Here is a 21,150-nt window from a genome sequence, read left to right on the forward strand (position 1 = left end):
TCCCTCTCCCGTTGGGAGAGGGACAGTAGGCCCAACATATCCATCACCAATTATACATGGTGCCGTCTTCGAGCCGGTTCACCGGCAGGAAGGCGCGCTTATATTCATATTGGGCGGCCAGTTCCTCATCGAGATCGACGCCCAGCCCCGGCTTGTCACCCGGATGCATCATGCCGTCGGCGAATGTATAGGCATGGGGGAAGACCGCATCCGTCTCCTCGGTGTGGCGCATATATTCCTGGATGCCGAAGTTCGGCACGCTGAGGTCGAAATGCAGCGCGGCGGCCATGCACACCGGCGACAGGTCGGTCGCGCCGTGGCAGCCGGTGCGGACCTGATACAGGTCGGCGAGGTTGGCGATCTTGCGCAGGTGGCTGATGCCGCCGGCATGGACCACAGTGGCGCGGATATAGTCGATCAGCTGGTTCTGGATCAGTTCGCGGCAGTCATGGATCGAGTTGAAAATCTCGCCCACGGCCAGCGGCGACGTGGTGTGCTGGCGGATCAGCCTGAAGGCTTCCTGATTTTCCGCCGGGGTCGCATCCTCCAGCCAGAAGGGACGATAGGGTTCGAGATCCTTGCCGAGACGCCCCGCCTCGATCGGGGTCAGGCGGTGGTGGATGTCGTGCAGCAGATGAACGTCCCAGCCCAGCGCCTCGCGCGCGGCCTTGAACAGTTCGGGGACGACCCGCAGATATTTGCTGGTGTTCCAGACATTTTCGGTCGGCAGGTCGGCGTCGGCCGGCTCGTAGAAATATTTGTCCTTCGACACGCCATAGGTCGATGCCATGCCGGGGACGCCGCACTGGAGGCGGATCGCCTTGTAGCCCTGCCGCTGATATTCCAGGGCGACATTCACCGTATCCTCGATCGTCGTGCCGTTGGCATGGCCATAGACCATGACGCCTTCACGACTCGCGCCGCCCAGAAGCTGATAGACCGGCAGGCCCGCGACCTTGCCCTTGATGTCCCAGAGCGCGGTGTCGACGGCGGCGATCGCCGACATGGTGACGGGGCCGCGACGCCAATAGGCGCCCTTGTAGAGATATTGCCAGATATCCTCGATCCGGTGCGCGTCCCGGCCGATCAGGCAGGGAATGACATGATCGGTCAGATAACTGGCGACGGACAGTTCGCGGCCGTTGAGCGTCGCGTCGCCCAGGCCGTAAACGCCTTCAGCCGTCTCGATCTTCAAGGTCACGAAATTGCGGCCGGGCGACGTGACGATCACCTTGGCGCCGGTAATGATGGGCATCGGACACTCCGTAAATTGGTAAAGCCAATATCTATGCAATCTGCCTTTTCGTCAATACTGGCCTGACCAATCAGACGATTTCCAGCGTGACAGACTGGAGCGCGGCGCTGTCCGGCCCGACCATGATGTCGAACAGGCCCGGTTCGACCGCCTCCTCCATGTCGAGATTCCATAAGCTGAAGGCGTCGGGGCCGAGCGCCAGACGCACGGTCCTGCTCTCGCCCGGCGCAAGCGTGATGCGTTCGAAGCCCTTCAATTCCTTGATCGGCCGGGTGACGCTGGCGGTCTGGTCGTGGACATAGAGCTGGACGACTTCGTCCCCTGCCCTTGTCCCCACATTGCGGACATCGACCTCCACCGTGACGGTCCCGCCCACGCCGATGCGCGGCGCGGAGAGACGTGGCTTTCCGATCTCGAACTTCGTGTAGCTAAGGCCATATCCGAAGGGGAAAAGCGGCGAGATATCCTCGAACACATAGCCGCGCCGGGCCGATGGCTTGCGGTTGTAGAAGATCGGGATCTGGCCTGCGTCGCGGGCGACAGTGACGGGCAGCTTGGCGCCGGGGTTGACGTCCCCGAACAGGATGTCGGCCATGGCGGTGCCGCCCTCCTGCCCCGGATACCAGCATTCCAGCAACGCGTTGGCGCCATCGACCACGGCGGGATAGCTGGGCGGCCGTCCGTTGATGGCGCATACGACGACGGGCTTGCCGGTCGCCTTCATCGCGGCGAACAGGTCATTCTGTTCACCGACGAGGTCAAGGCTGGTGCGGTCGCCCAGATGGTTGACGGCGAAGCCTTCGCGGCTGGTCTGTTCGGTGTCGCCAATGGCGAGCAGGATGATGTCCGCGCCATTCGCCACCTCGACCGCCTCCGCGATCAGCTGGCGGTTCTTCGACGGGTCGGCCAGGAACACATCGTCCACCGATCGGTCCTCGCTCTGGGTGATGAATACGCCCTGTGCATGGACGACCTCCGCCTTGCCCTTGAGCTTCGCCTTGACGCCATCGAGCAGCGAGACGGCCTGGCGCGGGAAGGAGGAATAGCCGCCCAGCCGCGCGATGGCGGCGTTGGGACCGATCACCGCGACGCGCTTGTGCGCGCCGGCGCTGAGCGGCAGCGTGCCGTCATTCTTGAGCAGCGCGATCGATTTGTGCGCGGCTTTCAGGGCCAGCGCACGCGCCTCCGCATTGCCGGTCAGCGCGTCATAGTCACGACGCGGCCATGGATTTTCGAACAGGCCCGCGCGGAACTTGAGCGTCAACATGCGCGTGCAGGCGATGTCGACCGCTTCGAGGGGCACTTTTCCGCTGCGGACCTGTTCCACGAGCGTCCGATAGGTCATGCCATCGGGCAGCTCGCAATCGACCCCGGCGCGAAGGGCGGCGCGGGCCGATGCCTCCGGGTCGGGCTGGACATGGTGGATGGTGTCGAGTTCGTGGACCGCGCCATAATCGCTGACCACCGCGCCGTCGAAATGCCATTCGCCGCGCAATATGTCGCCAAGCAGCCATGTGTTCTGATGCGAAGGGACGCCGTCGATTTCATTATAGCTGGGCATGACGGCGGCGATGCCTGTGCGCTGCACCACGGCGCGGAAGGGCGGGAAGAAATTTTCGCGCAATTCGCGCTCGCTGATCGGCGCGGGGGCGATATTCTCGCCGCTCTGGGGCTGGCCGTGGCCGGTCATATGCTTGAGCGTGGCCATGACCTTGTCCGGGCCGAGTTGCTTGCTCTCGCCCTGGAGGCCGAGCACGGCGGCGACGCCCATTTCGCCGCAGAGATAGGGGTCTTCGCCGAACGTTTCCTCGATCCGGCCCCAGCGCGGATCGCGGGCGATGTCCACCACCGGCGACAAAGCCAGATGGACGCCGCGCGCACGGACTTCGCGGGCGATGACCGACTGGACATCCCGCATCAATTGGCGGTCGAAACTGCCCGCCAGGCCGATCGCCATCGGGAACATCGTGGCGTCGGTCGCCATGTAACCGTGCAGCGATTCTTCGTGGAAGAGGACCGGGATGCCGAGGCGCGTTTCCTCGATCGCCCATTTCTGGACGGCGGTGACGAAAGCGACCGTGTCGGCAGGCGTGCGCCAGCGCGCGCCGACGCCGCCCGCCTGATTGGAGCCATTGGGCGCGCCGCGTCGGTCGGACGGCCGCGTGATCTGGCCGAATCCGGCGGGATAGGCCCTGCTTGCCTTGCCCGGCGAGAAGGTGAGGTCGTCCATGATGTCGGCCTTGGTCGCCCAGAGCGCGATGATCTGGCCGACCTTCTCCTCCAGCGTCATGCGCGCGAGCAGGTCGCGCACGCGCAGGTCGATGGGCGCGGACGCATCCTTGTAGAGCGGACCGCCCTTCCCCTTTGCGACCGCCGGAGCCGCCGCGAAGAGCGACGTGGAGGCGAGCAGGCCGAGCGCCTGGCGGCGGGCAAGACTCATGGCGTCACCGTCAGCGTGGCGGACTTGAGCGCGACCGAGCTGTTGCCGGTCATGATCTCGAAATCGCCCGGCTCGACCACGCGCTGCATATGGTCGTTCCACATCCACAGGCTTTGCGGGCTGATCGTGAAGGTGACGGTGCGGGTTTCGCCGGGTTTCAGGGTGACGCGCTGGAAGCCTTTCAATTCCTTGATCGGCCGGGTCACGGAGCTGACCTTGTCGCGGATATAGAGCTGGACGACCTCGTCGCCCTCGCGCTGGCCCGTGTTGCGGACATCGACCGAGACCGTCGTCTTGCCGCCCGTGCCGATGCGGGTCGCGGCCAGACGCGGGGCGGACAGGTCGAAGTTCGTGTAGCTGAGGCCGAAGCCGAATGGATAGAGCGGGTCGGTGGTGTCGAACAGATAGCCGCGCCGCGCCGAGGGCTTGGCATTGTAGAACATCGGCAGTTGCCCGACCGAGCGCGGCACGGTGACGGGCAGCTTGCCGCCGGGGTTAACATCCCCGAACAGCACATCCGCCACGGCATTGCCGCCCTGCTCGCCCAGATACCAGCCTTCGAGGATGGCGTTGGCCTGCTCGCTGACCTTCACGGTCGAGGCCGGACGGCCGTTGATGAGGACGACCGTGATCGGCTTGCCCAGCGCCTTCAGCGCATCGAACAGTTCCTGCTGCTCGCCGACCAGATCCAGGCTGGGTCGGTCGCCCAGATGATTGTCGGCCCAGCCTTCGCGGCTCGACTGTTCGGTGTCACCCAAGGTCAGGACGATGCGGTCGACATTGCGCGCGGCCTCCACCGCCTGCGCGATCAGCTTGCGGTTTTCGGCGGGATCGGACTTGGTGACGCTGTCTTCCCACCAGTCGTCATTCTCGGTGATCTTCACGCCCTGCGCGAAGACGATGTTGGCTTTGCTACCGACCTTCGCCTTGATCCCGTCGAGGATCGACACCGTATGCGGCGGCTGGCCATAATAGCCGCCCAAACGCGCGACGGCGGCGCTGGGGCCGATGACCGCGATCGTGCCTTCTGGCTTCAGCGGCAGCATCCCGTCATTCTTGAGCAGGGTGATGGAGCGCTGCGCCGCCTTCAGCGCCAGCGCGCGCGCCTCCGCATTGTTGGTGATCTTCTCCGACGCGGCGGCGTCGGCATAGGGATTCTCGAACAGCCCGGCCCGGAATTTCAGTTCCAGCATCCGGCGCACGGCCAGATCGACCTTCGCCTCGCTGACCTTGCCCTCGCGCACCAATTTGCCCAGCGTCGCATAGGAGAGGCCATCGGGCAGGTCGGCGTCCACGCCCGCGTCGAGCGCACGGATCGCGGCCTCCTCCAGATTGGCGGCGATATGGTGGATGCTCATCAGCTGGTCGACCGCCGAATAATCGGACACGACCGCACCCTTGAAGCCCCATTCCTCGCGCAGCACGTCTTCGAGCAGCCAGCGATTGGCATGGCTGGGGACGCCGTCGATTTCATTGTAGCTGGCCATGACCGCTTCGATGCCGGTGCGCTTGACCACCTGTTCGAAAGGCGGGAAGAAATTCTCGCGCAGTTCGCGCTCCGACACCGGCGCGGGGCCGACATTGGTGCCGCTTTCCGGCTGGCCATGGCCGGTCAGATGCTTGAGCGTGGCGAACACCTTGCCATCGCGCAGGTCGCGACTGCGGCCGACGCCCTGCAAGCCTTCCACAGCCGCAACGCCCATCTCCCCGACCAGATAGGGATCTTCGCCATAGGTTTCCTCGATCCGGCCCCAGCGCGGATCGCGGGCGATGTCGACCACCGGGGACAGCACCATCGGCACGCCACGGACACGTATTTCCCGCGCGATCACGCTGTTGACCTCGCGCAGCATGTCGGTGTCGAAGGAGGACGCCATGGCGATCGACTGGGGGAAGCTGGTCGCGCCGACGGCCGCATAACCGTGCAGCCCTTCCTCATGGAAGAGGATCGGGATGCCGAGCCGCGTCTGCGTCGTCGCCCATTTTTGCAGGGCGTTGACGAGTGCGACCGTCTGGCGCGGATTGCGTCCTGGTGCGACCCGAGGACTGACGGCACCCTTCGCGTCGGAAGGACGGGTGAAATGACCCATGCCGTTGGGATATTGCGCGGCGAGCTTCGCGGGATCGAGTTGCAGCCGGTCGTCGAAAATCTTGACCTTGTCGAGCCAGACGGTGGTGATCTGCGCGATTTTTTCGTCCAGCGTCATGCGCGAGAGCAGATCGTCCACACGCGCCTCCACCGGCGCATTGGCGTCCTTGTAGATCGCCCTGGCCGATGCGGCGGCAGTCGGCGCGGCCTGAACCGGCGCGCAGGGCAGCGCCACGCCAAGCGCCAGCGCCGATACGGCGCAGAGGATTTTGCTGCTATGGTTCACGAAACCCCTCTCCATTTTTCCGGTGCGGCGATCTTTATGCTTGCCGCGACCAAACTGATAGCGTTACCATTGCTCGGACAAAGAGACTTGTCAATGCCCGTCGAACGGGCTTTTGACATCGAAGCCAAGGGAGAGGGTCGAGTGATAGCGCGCCTGTTTTGCTGGATGATTGCCGTGACCGGGGCGCTGCTGTCGCCCATGGCGCAGGCCGAGGACGGCTATGATCTGTGGCTGCGCTATGCGCGCGCGGATCAAGCCCGCAGCGCCGATCTGGCGGCCCATGCGACCGCCATCGTCGCCCCCGGCAACAGCCCGACCCTGACCGCCGCCACCGCAGAATTGCAGCGCGGCGTCGCCGGTATGAGCGGCGCGGCGCCCACCCTGTCAGCAATAGTTCAGCAAGGTGCGCTCTGGCTGGCGACCCCCGCCTCCTCCCCTGCCCTGCCGATCCGGACCGAGGGGCTGGGCAACGAAGGCTATGCGATTCGCTCGACCCAGATGGAGGGCAAGGCCGTCACCCTGATCGCTGCGAACAGCGACATCGGCCTGCTCCACGGCGCCTATCACTGGCTGCGGCTGGCGCAGACCGGCGCACGACTCGACGCGATCGACATCCGCAGCGCGCCCAGAATCGGGCTGCGCCTGCTCAACCATTGGGACAATCTGAATGGCACGGTCGAACGCGGCTATGCCGGCGCATCGATCTGGGACTGGTGGCGCCTGCCCGACTGGAAGGGGCCGCGCTATACCGACTATGCCCGCGCAAACGCCTCGATCGGCATCAACGGCACCGTCCTCAACAATGTGAATGCCAAGGCGGACAGCCTGACCGCGCCCTATATCGCCAAGGCGGCGGGGCTGGCCGATGTCTTTCGTCCCTATGGCATCAAGGTCTATCTGTCGGTCAAATGGACCGCGCCGATGGAACTGGATGGCCTGAAGACCGCCGATCCGCTCGATCCGGCGGTCGCCGCCTGGTGGCAGGCGAAGGCGGACGAAATCTACAGGGCGATCCCCGATTTCGGCGGCTTTCTGGTGAAGGCCAACAGCGAGGGCCAGCCGGGGCCGCAGGATTATAACCGCACCCATGCCGATGGCGCGAACATGCTGGCGGCGGCGGTTAAGCCGCATGGCGGCATCGTGATGTGGCGCGCCTTCGTCTATGCCCATGACAATCCCGACGACCGCGCGAAACAGGCATACACCGACTTCAAGCCGCTCGACGGCCGGTTCGCGGACAATGTGATCGTCCAGGTGAAGAATGGCGCGATCGACTTCCAGCCGCGCGAACCCTTCCATCCGCTGTTCGGCGCGATGCCGAAAACGCCGCTGATGATGGAGTTCCAGATCACCAAAGAATATCTGGGCCAGTCGACGCACCTCACCTATCTCGGCACCCTGTTCGAGGAGACGCTGGACGCGGACACTTATGCCAAGGGCAAGGGATCGACGGTCGCCAAGGTCATCGACGGATCGCTGGATGGCCACGAACTGACCGGGATCGCCGGCGTCGCCAATATCGGCGCGGATCGCGACTGGAGCGGGTCGATCTTCAACCAGGCGGACTGGTACGCGTTCGGACGCCTCGCATGGGATACCAGTCTGTCGGCGGAGAGCATCGCGAAGGAATGGGCGGAGATGACCTTCTCCCCCGATCCGAAGGTCGTGCAGCCGGTCGTCACGATGATGATGGGATCGCGGGAGGCGGCGGTGGACTATATGACCCCGCTCGGCCTCACCCATGTCATGGATACCGGCCATCATTATGGTCCCGGGCCCTGGGTGTCCGATCTGGCGCGGCCAGAATGGAACCCGGTCTATTATCACAAGGCGGATGCGAACGGCATCGGCTTTGACCGCACGAAGACGGGCAGCGATGCCGTAAGCCAATATGCGCCGCCGGTCGCGAAGATGTGGGGCAATGTGAAGACCACGCCGGAGCGCGACCTGCTCTGGTTCCACCATCTGTCCTGGGATCATCGCCTGCGATCGGGCGAGACGCTGTGGGATGGTCTCGTCCATCGCTATGACCGGGGCGTCGCCTATGTCGCCGACATGCAGACGCGATGGGCGGCGCTCAAGCCCCATGTCGATGCGGAGCGTTTCGCGCAGACGCAGACCTTCCTGACGATCCAGCATCGCGAGGCGCTATGGTGGCGCGACGCCAGCATCGCCTATTTCCAGTCGCTGTCGAAGCGCCCCCTGCCCACCGGATCGGCCGCGCCCGCCCATGACCTGAACTGGTACAAGGCGCAGCGCTTCCCCTATGCGCCGGGGCATAACTGATATTTTGCTTCCATCGGCTGTTGTCGCTACCATTTCGATAACGACATCACCCCGCAGAAGGGCCGACATTGACCGATACGCGAACCTCCCGCCGCCAGCGCAACGCCCCCACCATCAACGATGTCGCCCGCCATGCAGGCGTGTCCCCCATGACGGTGTCGCGCGTCATAAATGGCGAGCAGGTGGTGAAGGCCGAAACCCGCGCCAAGGTGGAGGAGGCGATCAAGGCGCTCAACTATGCGCCCAGCGCCGCCGCGCGCAGCCTGGCGGGGGGGGACGAAACGCGGATCGGCCTGCTCTACAGCAACCCGTCCTCGTCCTACCTCAGCGAGTTCCTGGTCGGCAGCCTGGACCAGGCGAGCCGCAGCGGCATCGACCTGGTGGTCGAGAAATGGGACGAGCAGACATCGGTCCAGTCGGTGGTCGACCATCTGCTGCGTGGGCGGATCGACGGCGTCGTGCTGCCCCCGCCGCTCTGCGACCTGGAGGAGATGGTGGAAGCGCTGGCCGCCGCCGATATTCCCGCCGTGGCGGTAGCGACCGGCCGCCCACCATCGGATCTGTCCGCCGTCAGCATCGATGACCGCCAGGCCGCCTATGAAATGACCCGGCATCTGATCGCGCTCGGCCATGCGCGCATCGGCTTCATCAGGGGCAATCCCAACCAGACCGCCAGCGCGCGCCGCTTCGAGGGCTATGTCGCGGCTTTGCAGGAAGCCGGGCTGGCCATAGAGGACGAACTGATCGCGCAGGGCTATTTCACCTACCGGTCAGGACTGGACGCGGCCGAGCATATTTTGTCGCTGATCGATCCGCCGACCGCGATCTTCGCCAGCAACGACGACATGGCCGCCGCGACCGTGGCGATCGCGCACCGCAACGGGCTGGACGTGCCGGGCGACCTCACCGTCTGCGGTTTCGACGACAGCTCGCTGGCCACGACGATCTGGCCGGAACTGACGACGATCCGCCAGCCGATCAGCGCCATGTCGCGCGCGGCGGTCGAACTGCTGGTGCGGCGGGTGAAGGGCCGCCGAGGTCAGAAGACTGGCGAGGCCGAGCATCTGGTGCTCGACCATGCGCTCATCCGCCGCCAGTCCGATGCCGCGCCGAGGGTGCGGCCGCGGATGGGCGGCAGGTAATTCCGCCCGTCTTGCGGCTTACGCCTCGCCGAACACCCGCCGGAAGATCGTATCGACCTGCCGGAAATGATAATCGAGGTTGAACTTGTCCTCGATCTCCTGTGCGCTGAGCGCGGCGGCGACATCCTCGTCGGCCTTGAGCAATTCCATCAGCGACAGCTGGCCGTCCGACTCCCAGACCTTCATCGCGTTGCGCTGGACGTAGCGATAGCTGTCCTCCCGGCTGACGCCCGCCTGGGTCAGCGCCAGCAGCACGCGCTGCGAATGGACGAGGCCGCCCATCTTGTCCAAATTCTTCATCATCCGCTCAGGGTAGACTAGCAGCTTGTCGATCACGCCGGTCAGACGGCCGAGCGCGAAGTCGAGGGTGATGGTCGCATCGGGACCGATGTAGCGCTCGACCGACGAGTGCGAGATATCGCGCTCATGCCACAGCGCCACATTCTCCATCGCGGGCATGGCATAGCTACGCACCATGCGGGCGAGGCCGGTCAAATTCTCGGTAAGCACCGGGTTGCGCTTGTGCGGCATGGCCGACGACCCCTTCTGGCCGGGCGAGAAATATTCCTCGGCTTCCAGAACCTCGGTGCGCTGGAGATGGCGGACCTCGACGGCGAGGCGCTCGATCGAGCTGGCGATCACGCCCAGCGTCGCGAAGAACATCGCATGGCGGTCACGCGGGATAACCTGCGTCGACACCGGCTCGATCGCGAGGCCCAGCTTTTCGGCGACATGTTCCTCGACGCGCGGGTCGATATTGGCGAAGGTGCCGACCGCGCCCGAAATGGCGCAGGTCGCGACTTCCTCGCGCGCCGCGATCAGGCGCGTCTTGCAGCGGCTGAATTCGGCATAGGCTTCCGCCATCTTGAGGCCGAAGGTGACCGGCTCGGCATGGATGCCGTGGCTGCGACCGATGGTCGGCGTCAGCTTGTGCTCGAAAGCCCGGCGCTTGATGACCTCCAGCAGCTTGTCGAGGTCGTCGATCAGGATGTCGGCGGCGCGGGCCAGCTGCACGGCAAGGCAGGTGTCGAGCACGTCGGAACTGGTCATGCCCTGATGCATGAAGCGCGCTTCGTCGCCCACCTGTTCGGCCACCCAGGTGAGGAAGGCGATGACGTCGTGCTTGGTGACCGCCTCGATCGCGTCGATCGCGGGCACGTCGATGGCCGGGTTGGTCGCCCACCAGTCCCACAGCGCCTTGGCGGCGGACGGCGGCACCACGCCCAGTTCGCCCAGCTTCTCTGTGGCGTGCGCCTCGATTTCGAACCAGATTTTGAAGCGGGCTTCCGGTTCCCAGAGGGCGGTCATTTGCGGGCGGGCGTAACGGGGGACCATGGGCGAATCCTGATTGGCTGGATGGGAGTCGCCGCGCCGACTAGCAGCACCTTCCGGCGCTAGCAAATCGCGCACGCCCTGCCGTGCGCCCGCACCGTTTCTTCGCAATTAGCCCAAGCAAAAAAGTCGAACCGAGCCATTTCGCAAGATGAATGGCGCCAGATGAACGAGCGTTCAGGAACAATAGCAGGGACTCGACTATTATTCCGTAACGAATTCAGGAGTCGGGCATGAATGCTCTGCTTCGCAAGAAGGTCGCTCAACAGGAGGTCGCAATGATCCGCACATTTTTGTTCACGACGGCTTTGGTCATCGCAGCTCCCGCCATGGCGCAGCAGACGCCGAGTGCCGATCAGGGCGCCACCCCCAACGCCCCGCAATCGGCGCAGCCGGCAGTGCCCGCAACGCCCGCGCAACCCCAGTCGTCCGCGCCGGCAACCCCAGCCACGCCCGCCCAGCCCGCGACACCCGCCAATCCGGCCGGCTCGGTCGCGTCGATAGTGGACAGCGAATTCCCGGCCTATGACGCGAACAGCGACGGCCAGCTCGACAAGTCCGAATTCTCGCGCTGGATGCTCGCGCTCAAGGACCAGGAAATGAAGGCTACGGGCAAGACGCTGCCGGCGGACCAAGTGACGGCCTGGGCCGACGGCGCCTTTACCAGCGCGGATTCGGACAAGAGCACGACCGTCAGCAAGCCGGAACTGATCAGCTATCTGAGCGGCGGCGCAGCCTGACGCACAATGGAATAAACCCGCCTGTCACGAAGGGCGGATGAAGAGCCCGAAACGGGTCGCATCATGGGATGGCATGGACCGGACAGGGCCATGCCATCCCTTTTTGTGTCGGGATGACGCGAAAACCGCCATTCACCGCCCCCGGCACCGGGGCGCAGCGATCATGCGATATTCGCAGATCCCGCGGGTCGTCCGGCGGGAATCAGCCCTTCTTGCGGGCGTAGAGCAAGGCAGCGACGATCGCGGCGGAACCGATACCGACCGCAGTACCCATCCATACGCCCTTGCCCGCGGACTTGCGTGCGGCGACGGCGAGATCGGCCTTTTCATTGGCGGGCGTTGCGGGAGAAGCGGCGTCTGCGCCGGTTGCCGGCGCGCTGTCTTCGGTCTTGCTCATGGTCCTTGTAGCTATGCCCCAAAGCGGCGCCCCGGAAAAGACCGAAGGCGCGCCGGGCCTACGACTTTCCGCTGACGCGCCTTTTACGCAACACCCCTTGACTCCGCGCCCGGTTCCATGTTGGTAGCGCTATCAATTTACAACCATTCGCTTTAGGAGTTGATGATGCCGGGCGAAGTCTCCCTGCTCGATTGCCTGCCTGCCGACTGGCGCGGCGGCCTGTTCATCGGCCGCGTCCAGACCGCCGCCGGTCCCAGCCCGATCCTGGTGGCGGACGGAATCGCCCATGACATGAGCCGCGTCGCGCCCACCGTCGCGCAACTGGTGGAGGCGCTGCCGCTTTCGCCGGACGCGGGCGAGGCGCTCGGTCCGCTCGAAACGCTGGGCCTGCCGCTGCTCAGCCCGGTCGACCTGCAATGCGTCAAGGCGTGCGGAGTGACCTTCGCCCTTTCGGCGCTGGAACGCGTGATCGAGGAACGCGCACGCGGTGACGCCAGCGCAGCCGCCGGGATTCGCACCCGACTGGAGGAACGCGTGGGCGGATCGATCCGCGCGGTCGTGCCGGGCACTCAGGAAGCCGCCGCATTGAAGGCCGCGCTGATCGAGGATGGCCTCTGGTCGCAATATCTGGAAGTGGCGATCGGTCCCGACGCGGAAGTGTTCACCAAGGCGCCGGTTCTTTCGACCGTGGGCCTGGGCGCGGAGATCGGCATCCGCTCCGATTCCACCTGGAACAACCCCGAACCCGAAGTGGTGCTGATCGTGAGCGCCAAGGGCGAAGCTGTGGGCGCGACGCTGGGCAATGACGTCAACCTGCGCGACTTCGAGGGACGCTCCGCCCTGCTGCTCGGCAAGGCCAAGGACAATAACGCCTCCTGCTCGCTCGGCCCGCTCATCCGCCTGTTCGACGGTGATTTCACCATCGACGATGTGCGCAACGCCGAAGTCGGGCTGACCATCGACGGGCCGGAAGGCTATCGCCTGGAAGGCACCAGCAGCATGAACCAGATCAGCCGCGATCCGCTGGAACTTGTGCGCCAGACCCTGTCGGAGCATCAATATCCCGACGGCTTCACCCTGTTCCTGGGCACCCTTTTCGCGCCGGTGCAGGATCGGGACGAGCCGGGCCGCGGCTTCACCCACAAGGTCGGCGACGTGGTGGCGATCTCGACGCCGCGCCTCGGCAAGCTGATCAACACGGTGGTGACGTCGAAGGACGCCGCGCCATGGACCTGGGGGCTGTCCGCCCTGATGACCAACCTCGCAACGCGCGGCCTCCTGAAAGAGACTGCCGCATGACCGCCATATATCCGAGCCTGAAGGGCAAGCGCGTCTTCATCAGCGGCGGCGGCAGCGGCATCGGCGAAGGCCTGGTCGAGGCGTTCGTCGGCCAGGGCGCCCATGTCGCCTTCTGCGACATCGCCGTGGAGCCGAGCGAGGCTCTGGTCGCGCGCCTTTCCGGCGCGGCCTTCACGCCGATCTTCCACGCGGTCGACCTGCGCGACATCGATGCGGTGCAGGCGATGATCGGCACGGTCGAACGGCAACTGGGCGGGATCGACATCCTGATCAACAACGCCGCCAATGACGATCGCCACACGATCGAAGACGTGACCCCCGCCTATTGGGACGAGCGGATGGCGGTCAATCTTCGGCACCTGTTCTTCGCGGCGCAATCCGCGGTTCCGGCGATGAAGCGCGCGGGCGGCGGCGTGATCCTGAACTTCGGTTCGATCAGCTGGCACCTCGCCCTGCCCGAACTGGCGCTCTACCAGACCGCCAAGGCGGCGATCGAAGGACTGACCCGCAGCCTTGCCCGCGACCTTGGCCGCGACAATATCCGCGTCAACACCATCATCCCCGGCAATGTGAAAACGCCGCGCCAGGAAAAATGGTACACGCCCGAAGGCGAGGCCGAGATCGTCGCGGCGCAGTGCCTCGACGGTCGCATCCTGCCGCAGGATGTCGCCGCTCTGGCGATGTTCCTGGCGTCGGACGACGCCCGCTACTGCACCGCCCATGATTATTTCATCGATGCCGGCTGGCGCTGACATGCCGACCGCCGATCCGCAGAGCGTCCTGTCGGTCGGCGCGATGCTGGGCGAAGGGCCGGTCTGGGTGGCGCGCGACGCCGCCCTCTGGTTCGTCGACATCAAGGGGCACCGCATCCACCGCTACGACCCTGCACTGGACGTCGGGCGAAGCTGGGCGGGGCCGGAACAGGTCGGATGGATCCTGCCCACCGCCGACGGACTGTTCGCGGTAGGGCTGCAATCGGGCGTGCATCGCTTCGATCCCGCCCTGGATTTGACGGAGGGGGGCAGCTTTGCGCTGATCCACGCCCCCGAAGCGCATCTGCCCGGCAATCGCCAGAATGATGCCACCGTCGCGCCGGACGGCGCGCTCTGGTTCGGGACGATGGACGATGCGGAGAAGGCCGACAGCGGCTATTTCTACCGCTTCCATGACGGGCGCTGCATCGAAACCGGTCTGCCGGCGGTATCGATCACCAACGGCCCTGCCCTCTCCCCCGATGGCCGCATACTCTATCACACCGATACGTTGGGCAAGCGCATCTGGCGCACGCAGCTGGCACAGGACGGCACGGTCGGCAACACCACCCTGTTCGCCAAGGTCGAGGAAGGCGCCGGCTATCCCGACGGGCCGACGGTCGATGCCGAAGGCTGCCTGTGGACGGGCCTGTTCGGCGGCTGGGCGGTGCGCCGCTACGATCCGGCGGGCAAGCTGATGCGGGAAATCCGCTTCCCGGTGGCCAATATCACCAAGATCGCCTTCGGCGGCGAAGACCTACGCACCGCCTATGCGACGACCGCGCGCAAGGGGCTGGACATGACAGCGTTGACAGAACAGCCCCTGGCAGGCGATCTGTTCGCCTTCGACCCCGGCGTCGCCGGGCTGCCGGGGCATGTCGCGACGATATAAGAAAGCAGGAAGGAACAGGATATGACAGAGGGGAGCGCCGAAAGGGTCAATATGGCCTTCATCGCCGCGATCGTGGCCGTGGCGACGATCGGCGGCTTCATGTTCGGCTATGATTCGGGCGTCATCAACGGCACGCAGAAGGGGCTGGAAAGCGCCTTCGACCTCGGCAAGCTGGGCATCGGCGTCAATGTCGGCGCGATCCTGGTCGGCTCCTCGATCGGCGCGTTCGGCGCGGGCCGCATGGCCGACATCATCGGCCGGCGCGGCGTGATGATGCTGGCCGCCATCCTCTTCCTCGTCAGCGCGCTGTTGGCCGGCGCGGCCGGTTCCTCCGCCCTCTTCATCATCGCCCGCATCATCGGCGGCCTGGGCGTGGGCGCGGCGAGCGTCATCTCGCCGGTCTACATCTCCGAAGTCACGCCGGCCAATGTGCGCGGCCGACTGTCGAGCGTGCAACAGGTGATGATAATCTCCGGCCTCACCGGCGCGTTCGTCGCCAACTTCGTGCTGGCCCGCTATGCCGGCGGCTCGACCGCGCCGCTGTGGCTCGACTTCCCGGCCTGGCGCTGGATGTTCTGGTTGCAGGCGATCCCCGCCGCCATCTATTTCCTGGCGCTGCTCGTCATTCCCGAAAGCCCCCGCTACCTCGTCGCGCGGGGTCAGGAGGATCGCGCCCATGCGGTGCTGACCCGCCTGTTCGGCGCCGACGCCGCGACGCGCAAGGTGGCCGAGATCCGCGCCAGCCTGGCCGCCGACCATCACCGCCCCAAGCTCTCCGACCTGATCGACAAGGCCAGCGGCAAGGTGCGCCCGATCGTCTGGACCGGCATTGGCCTCGCCGTCTTCCAACAGCTCGTCGGCATCAACGTCGTCTTCTATTATGGCGCGACCCTGTGGGAAGCCGTCGGCTTTTCCGAGGACAACGCCCTCCAGATCAACATCCTCTCGGGCGTGCTGTCGATCGGCGCGTGCCTGGGCACGATCATGCTGGTCGACCGGATCGGCCGCAAGCCGCTGCTGCTGATCGGCTCGGCGGGCATGGCCGTGACGCTGGCGGTGGTCGCCTATGCCTTCTCCACCGCCGTTACCGGTGCGGATGGCGGCGTCACCCTGCCCGGCCATAATGGCCTGATGGCGCTGATCGCGGCCAACCTGTACGTGATCTTCTTCAACCTCAGCTGGGGTCCGATCATGTGGGTCATGCTGGGCGAAATGTTCCCCAACCAGATTCGCGGCTCCGGCCTTGCGGTCGCGGGCTTCGCCCAGTGGATCGCCAATGCCGCCATATCGGTCAGCTTCCCCGCGCTGGCCGTGTCGCCCGGCCTGGTGGTGACCTATACCGGCTATGCGCTGTTCGCGGCGATCAGCTTCTTCTTCGTCCGCGCCATGGTGCATGAGACCAAGGGGCGCGAGCTTGAGGACATGGTCGGCTGAGCACAGACATCATCCTGTTGCGGGCGGGGGCGCTGGAAGCGGCGCTCTCCCCCGCTGTCGGCGGTTCGTTGCTGCGTCTGGCGCTGGACGGGGTCGACCTGCTGCGCCGCGCGCCGGACGGCGCGGGCGATCCGCTGGCGATGGCCAGCTTCCCGCTCGTCCCCTATGCCAATCGCATCGCGGACGGCCGGTTCGCCTTCGACGGGCAGGACTATCAGCTGCCGCGCAATTTCGGCGATCATCCGCACAGCATCCATGGCTTTGGCTGGCAGGCGACATGGACAGAGAAGGCGACAGCCCCCGCCTCCGCCCGACTGGTGCATGAGCATGGCGGCGACGCCGGCTGGCCCTGGCCCTACCGCGCTGAACAACAGGTCGCGCTCACCCCGTCACAACTGTCCATGTCGCTGTCCATGACCAATGTCGGCGACGGCCCCATGCCGGCGGGACTGGGTTTCCACCCCTATTTCCTGGCCGATGGGGCCACGACCTTGCGCTTCGATGCGCGCAGCCTGTGGCTCTCCACCACCGACATGCTGCCCGCGCGCCAAGTTCCCGCCGATGCGCTGGGCGACTGGTCGCGGCCCGCGCCGGTGCACGGCAACAGCCTGATCGACAATGTCTATGGCGGCTGGACCGGCATCGCGACGGTCGAGCGCGGGGATGGCGTGCGCCTGACGCTGTCCGCCACCGGCGCGGACTGGCTGCATGTCTATCGACCGCCCGACAGCGCCGATTTCTGCCTGGAGCCGGTCAGCCACATGCCCGACGCGATCAACCGGGGCGGGATGGCGACGCTAGCGCCGGGCGACACCGCGCATCTTGCCATGACCATCGCCATCGACAAAATCGACCAGACGCTTCCGAAATGGGACGGGATCGCCTAAGCTGCCTCAAACCAGCAGCAAAGGGTCTAGCCTATGCAATTTCTGCGGACAGCCTTCTGGGTCGTCATCGCCGTGGCGCTCGCCTTCTTCTGCATGGCGAATTATGTCCCCGTGACCGTGCGTCTGTGGGGTGATCTGGTGATGGAAACCAAGCTGCCCGTCCTGCTGATCGGCGCCTTCCTGCTGGGCGCGCTGCCCTTCTGGGTCATGGCGCGGGCCACGCGCTGGCGGTTGAAGCGCCGGCTCGACAGCACCGAGCGAGCGCTGGTGGCGGCCACGGCCGCCTCCGCGCCGCCGCCCGCCCCCGCCCTTTCCGATCCGCCCGTGGTCACGACCGTTACGGACTCCCCCATCCCCTCTTCCAATGTTACAGGACCAGCATGAGCAGCCCCATCTATGTCGCCATCGACACGCCCGACCTTGCCAAGGCGCAGACGCTCGCCGGGCAGGTGCGGCATCATGTCGGCGGGCTGAAGCTGGGCCTCGAATTTTTCTGCGCCAACGGCCATCATGGCGTGCATGAGATGATGAAGTTCGGCCTGCCGATCTTCCTCGACCTCAAGCTGCACGACATTCCCAACACCGTGGCGAAGGCGGTGCAGGCGCTGCACCTGCTGGAGCCGGCGATCCTGACCGTCCATGCCGCCGGCGGCCGCGCCATGCTGGAGGATGCCAAGGCGGCGGCGGGCGTCAACACCAAGGTGGTCGCCGTCACCGTGCTGACCAGCCTCGACAATGGCGACCTCCTCGACATCGGCGTGGGTGGAAAGGCCGAAGATCAGGTCCGTCGCCTCGCCGACCTGGCGCAGAGCGCGGGCCTCGACGGCATCGTCTGTTCGGGCGAGGAAGTGGCGCTGGTCAAGCAGGGCTGGAATGACGGCTTCTTCGTCGTGCCGGGCGTCCGTCCTGCCGGCGGCGCGCTGGGCGACCAGAAGCGCGCGGTGACGCCGCGCCAGGCGCTGGACCGGGGGGCGTCGATCCTGGTGGTCGGCAGGCCGATCAGCCTGGCGGAAAATCCCGACCTGGCGGCACGGGAGATCGAGGCGACGCTTTAGGAGGATTGCGAGCAGAGGCAGACAGTTGAGCGCGGTGCGACGCGGGCCTACCGTCCCTCTTCGACCTCATCCCCGGCAAAGAAATGCTGGATCACATCGCGCGCCAGTCGCGCGGGGCGCAGGGTGTCGGCGTCGATGCAGCACCAGCTGGACTTGACCTCCGCCAGGACTTCCTCCCCGCGGCGGATCACCGTTTCATAGAAGGCGCGCGCGCCCTGCACCTTTTCCAGCAGGACGGTGGCAATCACCTCGTCATCGAGGAAAGTGGGCTTGCGATAGGTGATCTCATGCTTGAGCGCGACCCAGAGATGCTGGGCGACCGCCTCCGCCGGGGCCAGCGCACGCCAATGGTCCAGCACCGCATTCTGCACCCATTTCAGGTAGCTGGCATTGTTGACATGACCCATGAAGTCGATGTCGTCCGGCTCGATGCCGACCGGGTAGAGATGGGGAATCGCGTTACTCACAAGGATGTAAATAACACTGCCGCAAGCAGGCTGATAGAGGGGATCGGCGCCTCGCGCGCAAAAAGGCGGCCGATCCGACGACCGGCCGCCTCTTTCCGTCACAGCCTCCGTTCGCTTCGTGCGAAGCCGGAAAGCGGCCAGGACAGTTCTACCTGCCTCGGCCGGGTAGATCAGAAGCGCCAGCCTACGCTGCCGACCACCTGGTGGCGATCGGTATCGATGCCGAATTCATCGCTGGTCGCGCCATTGGCGAAGTCGATATGCGCGTCCTCATATTTGGAATAGCGATATTCGATCTTGGCGAAGGTGTTGGCGTTGATCGCCCGCTCCACGCCCGCACCGATGCGCCAGCCGTCGAGCTTGAAATTGGTGTCGGTTTCCTGGTTTGTGTCGCCGGCCAGCACGTCCAGCTTAGTGTTGGTGTAGCCGCCCTTCACATAGACCAGCGTCGCGGGGTTGGCGAGGATGCCGGCGCGCGCGCCAATATAAAGGTCGCGGCCCTGCTTCACGCGGCCGAAGCCGAACTGGTCGGAAAAGTCGGTTCGGCTGCTCTTGGCGGTCGAGTCGGTATATTCGCCCTCGACGCCGACGACGGCGCTGCCCAGATTAACGTCATAGCCCGCGCCCACGCCGTAGAGCAGGCCGTCGATATTCTGATCGTCATTGCCATTGTCATTGTCCACGTCGCTACCGGCCCCGGTGCGGTCATAGCCCAGGATCGCTTCGACGCGCGGGCCGGTGAAGGTCGGGCCGACATCCTGCGCGAAAACCGGGGTGGCGACAGTGGCGCCGGCCAGAAGGGTTGCGACCATCAACTTACGCATAGGGATTCTCCGTTCTCATTCTCTTCCCCCTCAGGGGGTGAGACGCTCAAGCCGGAAAAGCCGCGTTGGTTTCATGAACAGGAGATAAACATTTGATTATGTGCCATTAATGACACAAGACTGGCTCCGTTCGTCGCAACATTGTGGGGAACGGACGATGAACCGAAACGGCCTGCTCAACATTCCACCACATTGACGGCGAGGCCGCCGAGCGAGGTTTCCTTGTAGCGGCTGGCCATGTCCTCGCCGGTCTGGCGCATGGTTTCGATCACCGCGTCGAGGCTGACGATATGGCGCCCGTCGCCCTGGAGCGCGAGATAGGCGGCGTTGATCGCCTTCACCGCGCCCATCGTGTTGCGTTCGATGCAGGGAATCTGCACGAGGCCGCCGATCGGGTCGCAGGTGAGGCCGAGATTATGCTCCATGCCGATTTCGGCGGCATTTTCGACCTGCCCGTTGGTGCCGCCCAGCACCGCCGCCAGTCCCGCCGCCGCCATCGAGCAGGCGACGCCGACTTCCCCCTGACACCCCATTTCGGCGGCGGAGATGGACGCGCGCTTCTTGTAGAGGAAGCCGATCGCCGCGGCGGTGAGCAGGAAGCGACGCTCCCCGTCGCGGTCTGCGCCGGGCACGAAGCGGCGATAATAATGGAGCACCGCCGGGATCACGCCCGCCGCGCCGTTGGTCGGCGCGGTGACGACCCGGCCGCCCGCCGCATTCTCCTCATTCACGGCCAGCGCGAACAGGCTGACCCATTCGAAAATCTGCGCCGGTCCCAATGCATCCTGTTGCAGCCGCAGTCGCTGGTGGATGGCGCGGGCGCGGCGACGGACCTTGAGGCCGCCGGGCAACAGCCCTTCCTGCGCCAGTCCCCGCTCGATCGAGGCGGACATGGCGTCGATCACGCTGTCGAGAAAGGCGTTGGTTTCCTCCTGCGCACGCCAGGCGCCCTCGTTGCGCAGCACCAGGGTGGCGATCGACAGGCCGCTCGCCTCCCCCTGCGCCAGCATCTCCGCGCCGGAGGAGAAGGGAAAGGGCTGGACGACATTATGGCCGAGCGGCGTATCGTCGCTGACCGGCACGACGCCCGGCAGCACGGCGCCGCCGCCGATCGAATAATAATCGCGCACCAGCGGCTCGTCGCGCCCCGGCATCCACGCCGAAAAGCGCATCCCGTTGCTGTGCGCCTCCAGAAATTCGCCCATCCGGAAAAGGAGGTCGCGCGCCTCCTCGAACGGAACCCAGCGATCGACGGCGCTGCCCGCCTGGATACGGCCGTCGGTACGGATCGCGGCGAGAATGGCGGAGATCGCGTCGGGATCGATGCCCTCGGGTCGATGCCCCGACAGGCCGAGCAGGACCGCGATGTCGGTCGCATGACCCTTGCCGGTCAGCGCGAGCGAGCCGAACAATTCGCACTGCACCCGCGCGGGGATAGCAGGCAGCGTGTCCATGAACATGAGGGCCGCGCGCATCGGGCCGACCGTGTGCGAGCTGGACGGGCCGATGCCGATGGTGAACAGGTCCATCACGCTGATGGCGGTGCCGGCGTCGATACGGCTCTTGGTCAAAG

At 65.5% G+C, this 21,150-nt stretch carries 18 protein-coding genes; 10 read left to right on the plus strand and 8 right to left on the minus strand.

Annotation, left to right across the window (positions count from 1 at the left end; all coding sequences use genetic code 11):
- Positions 1-43 precede the first annotated feature (43 nt).
- The 3 genes from manD to K3M67_RS09270 all read right to left on the minus strand — a co-directional run bounded on the left by manD (position 44) and on the right by K3M67_RS09270 (position 6,019).
- Entirely contained in the window at positions 44-1,255 is a 1,212-nt protein-coding gene (manD, locus tag K3M67_RS09260) for a D-mannonate dehydratase ManD (protein WP_285831339.1), read from the minus strand.
- Positions 1,256-1,325: 70 nt separating this feature from the next.
- Positions 1,326-3,695, minus strand: coding sequence for a glycoside hydrolase family 3 N-terminal domain-containing protein (locus tag K3M67_RS09265; protein ID WP_285831340.1), 2,370 nt, complete (start codon positions 3,693-3,695; stop codon positions 1,326-1,328).
- Positions 3,692-6,019 (minus strand): glycoside hydrolase family 3 N-terminal domain-containing protein, encoded by a 2,328-nt coding sequence (locus K3M67_RS09270; protein WP_502958902.1) that lies wholly within the window; start codon positions 6,017-6,019, stop codon positions 3,692-3,694. Before K3M67_RS09270 ends, K3M67_RS09265 begins: the two co-directional genes overlap by 4 nt.
- Positions 6,020-6,211: 192 nt before the next feature.
- Between K3M67_RS09270 and K3M67_RS09275 the strand changes: the two genes are divergently transcribed.
- Together K3M67_RS09275 and K3M67_RS09280 are read left to right on the plus strand one after the other, a co-directional pair.
- Positions 6,212-8,356 carry an alpha-glucuronidase family glycosyl hydrolase gene (locus K3M67_RS09275; protein ID WP_285832920.1) on the plus strand — a complete coding sequence of 715 codons (2,145 nt, stop codon included), beginning with the start codon at positions 6,212-6,214 and terminating at the stop codon, positions 8,354-8,356.
- Between the two features lie 68 nt (positions 8,357-8,424).
- Positions 8,425-9,498: a LacI family DNA-binding transcriptional regulator gene (locus K3M67_RS09280; protein WP_066862781.1), complete on the plus strand. Its 1,074-nt coding sequence runs from the start codon at positions 8,425-8,427 to the stop codon at positions 9,496-9,498.
- Between the two features lie 18 nt (positions 9,499-9,516).
- Here the strand turns inward: K3M67_RS09280 and purB are convergent, their stop codons facing one another.
- Positions 9,517-10,833: an adenylosuccinate lyase gene (purB, locus tag K3M67_RS09285; protein WP_066862778.1), complete on the minus strand. Its 1,317-nt coding sequence runs from the start codon at positions 10,831-10,833 to the stop codon at positions 9,517-9,519.
- Positions 10,834-11,108: 275 nt separating this feature from the next.
- Between purB and K3M67_RS09290 the strand changes: the two genes are divergently transcribed.
- On the plus strand, positions 11,109-11,570 hold the full coding sequence (locus K3M67_RS09290; protein WP_066862986.1) for an EF-hand domain-containing protein: 462 nt from the start codon (positions 11,109-11,111) through the stop codon (positions 11,568-11,570).
- 202 nt (positions 11,571-11,772) lie between these two features.
- Here the strand turns inward: K3M67_RS09290 and K3M67_RS09295 are convergent, their stop codons facing one another.
- Entirely contained in the window at positions 11,773-11,967 is a 195-nt protein-coding gene (locus K3M67_RS09295) for a hypothetical protein (protein ID WP_066862775.1), read from the minus strand.
- A 165-nt stretch (positions 11,968-12,132) separates the two neighbouring features.
- Here K3M67_RS09295 and K3M67_RS09300 point away from each other — a divergent pair, with 165 nt between their 5' ends.
- From K3M67_RS09300 to pyrF, 7 genes are read left to right on the plus strand one after another with little or no spacing between them, the layout of a single operon-like run.
- Positions 12,133-13,266, plus strand: a complete 1,134-nt coding sequence (locus K3M67_RS09300) for a fumarylacetoacetate hydrolase family protein (protein ID WP_066862983.1) — start codon at positions 12,133-12,135, stop codon at positions 13,264-13,266.
- Positions 13,263-14,018: a D-xylose 1-dehydrogenase gene (gene xylB / locus K3M67_RS09305; protein ID WP_066862772.1), complete on the plus strand. Its 756-nt coding sequence runs from the start codon at positions 13,263-13,265 to the stop codon at positions 14,016-14,018. Before K3M67_RS09300 ends, xylB begins: the two co-directional genes overlap by 4 nt.
- Before the next feature lies 1 nt (position 14,019).
- A complete protein-coding gene (locus K3M67_RS09310) occupies positions 14,020-14,910 on the plus strand; it encodes an SMP-30/gluconolactonase/LRE family protein (RefSeq protein WP_285831342.1) in 891 nt (296 codons plus the stop codon).
- Positions 14,911-14,931: 21 nt separating this feature from the next.
- Positions 14,932-16,344, plus strand: a complete 1,413-nt coding sequence (locus K3M67_RS09315; protein WP_066862769.1) for a sugar porter family MFS transporter — start codon at positions 14,932-14,934, stop codon at positions 16,342-16,344.
- A 17-nt stretch (positions 16,345-16,361) separates the two neighbouring features.
- On the plus strand, positions 16,362-17,231 hold the full coding sequence (locus K3M67_RS09320; protein WP_285831343.1) for an aldose 1-epimerase: 870 nt from the start codon (positions 16,362-16,364) through the stop codon (positions 17,229-17,231).
- A gap of 33 nt (positions 17,232-17,264) precedes the next feature.
- Complete coding sequence (locus K3M67_RS09325; protein ID WP_066862766.1) at positions 17,265-17,615, plus strand: lipopolysaccharide assembly protein LapA domain-containing protein; 351 nt, start codon at positions 17,265-17,267, stop codon at positions 17,613-17,615.
- A complete protein-coding gene (pyrF, locus tag K3M67_RS09330) occupies positions 17,612-18,286 on the plus strand; it encodes an orotidine-5'-phosphate decarboxylase (RefSeq protein ID WP_066862763.1) in 675 nt (224 codons plus the stop codon). The genes K3M67_RS09325 and pyrF overlap by 4 nt, the downstream gene beginning before the upstream one ends.
- 47 nt (positions 18,287-18,333) lie before the next feature.
- On the opposite strand, the gene K3M67_RS09335 is transcribed toward pyrF, so the two are convergent.
- The 3 genes from K3M67_RS09335 to K3M67_RS09345 form a co-directional block, all read right to left on the minus strand.
- On the minus strand, positions 18,334-18,753 hold the full coding sequence (locus K3M67_RS09335) for an acyl-CoA thioesterase (RefSeq protein WP_066862975.1): 420 nt from the start codon (positions 18,751-18,753) through the stop codon (positions 18,334-18,336).
- 170 nt (positions 18,754-18,923) lie between these two features.
- Positions 18,924-19,577 (minus strand): outer membrane protein, encoded by a 654-nt coding sequence (locus K3M67_RS09340; RefSeq protein WP_066862759.1) that lies wholly within the window; start codon positions 19,575-19,577, stop codon positions 18,924-18,926.
- 176 nt (positions 19,578-19,753) lie between these two features.
- Positions 19,754-21,148 carry an L-serine ammonia-lyase gene (locus K3M67_RS09345; protein WP_285831344.1) on the minus strand — a complete coding sequence of 465 codons (1,395 nt, stop codon included), beginning with the start codon at positions 21,146-21,148 and terminating at the stop codon, positions 19,754-19,756.
- Positions 21,149-21,150: the final 2 nt, after the last annotated feature.

Origin of the sequence: Sphingobium sp. V4 (assembly GCF_029590555.1) — a bacterium.
Classification (GTDB): domain Bacteria; phylum Pseudomonadota; class Alphaproteobacteria; order Sphingomonadales; family Sphingomonadaceae; genus Sphingobium.

Coding starts and splice junctions, on each gene's coding strand:
- manD (WP_285831339.1), bottom strand. CDS start 1,255: ATGCCCATCATTACCGGCGCCAAGGTGATCGTCACGTCGCCCGGCCGC.
- K3M67_RS09265 (WP_285831340.1), bottom strand. CDS start 3,695: ATGAGTCTTGCCCGCCGCCAGGCGCTCGGCCTGCTCGCCTCCACGTCG.
- purB (WP_066862778.1), bottom strand. CDS start 10,833: ATGGTCCCCCGTTACGCCCGCCCGCAAATGACCGCCCTCTGGGAACCG.
- K3M67_RS09290 (WP_066862986.1), top strand. CDS start 11,109: ATGATCCGCACATTTTTGTTCACGACGGCTTTGGTCATCGCAGCTCCC.
- K3M67_RS09295 (WP_066862775.1), bottom strand. CDS start 11,967: ATGAGCAAGACCGAAGACAGCGCGCCGGCAACCGGCGCAGACGCCGCT.
- K3M67_RS09300 (WP_066862983.1), top strand. CDS start 12,133: ATGCCGGGCGAAGTCTCCCTGCTCGATTGCCTGCCTGCCGACTGGCGC.
- xylB (WP_066862772.1), top strand. CDS start 13,263: ATGACCGCCATATATCCGAGCCTGAAGGGCAAGCGCGTCTTCATCAGC.
- K3M67_RS09310 (WP_285831342.1), top strand. CDS start 14,020: ATGCCGACCGCCGATCCGCAGAGCGTCCTGTCGGTCGGCGCGATGCTG.
- K3M67_RS09315 (WP_066862769.1), top strand. CDS start 14,932: ATGACAGAGGGGAGCGCCGAAAGGGTCAATATGGCCTTCATCGCCGCG.
- K3M67_RS09325 (WP_066862766.1), top strand. CDS start 17,265: ATGCAATTTCTGCGGACAGCCTTCTGGGTCGTCATCGCCGTGGCGCTC.
- pyrF (WP_066862763.1), top strand. CDS start 17,612: ATGAGCAGCCCCATCTATGTCGCCATCGACACGCCCGACCTTGCCAAG.
- K3M67_RS09340 (WP_066862759.1), bottom strand. CDS start 19,577: ATGCGTAAGTTGATGGTCGCAACCCTTCTGGCCGGCGCCACTGTCGCC.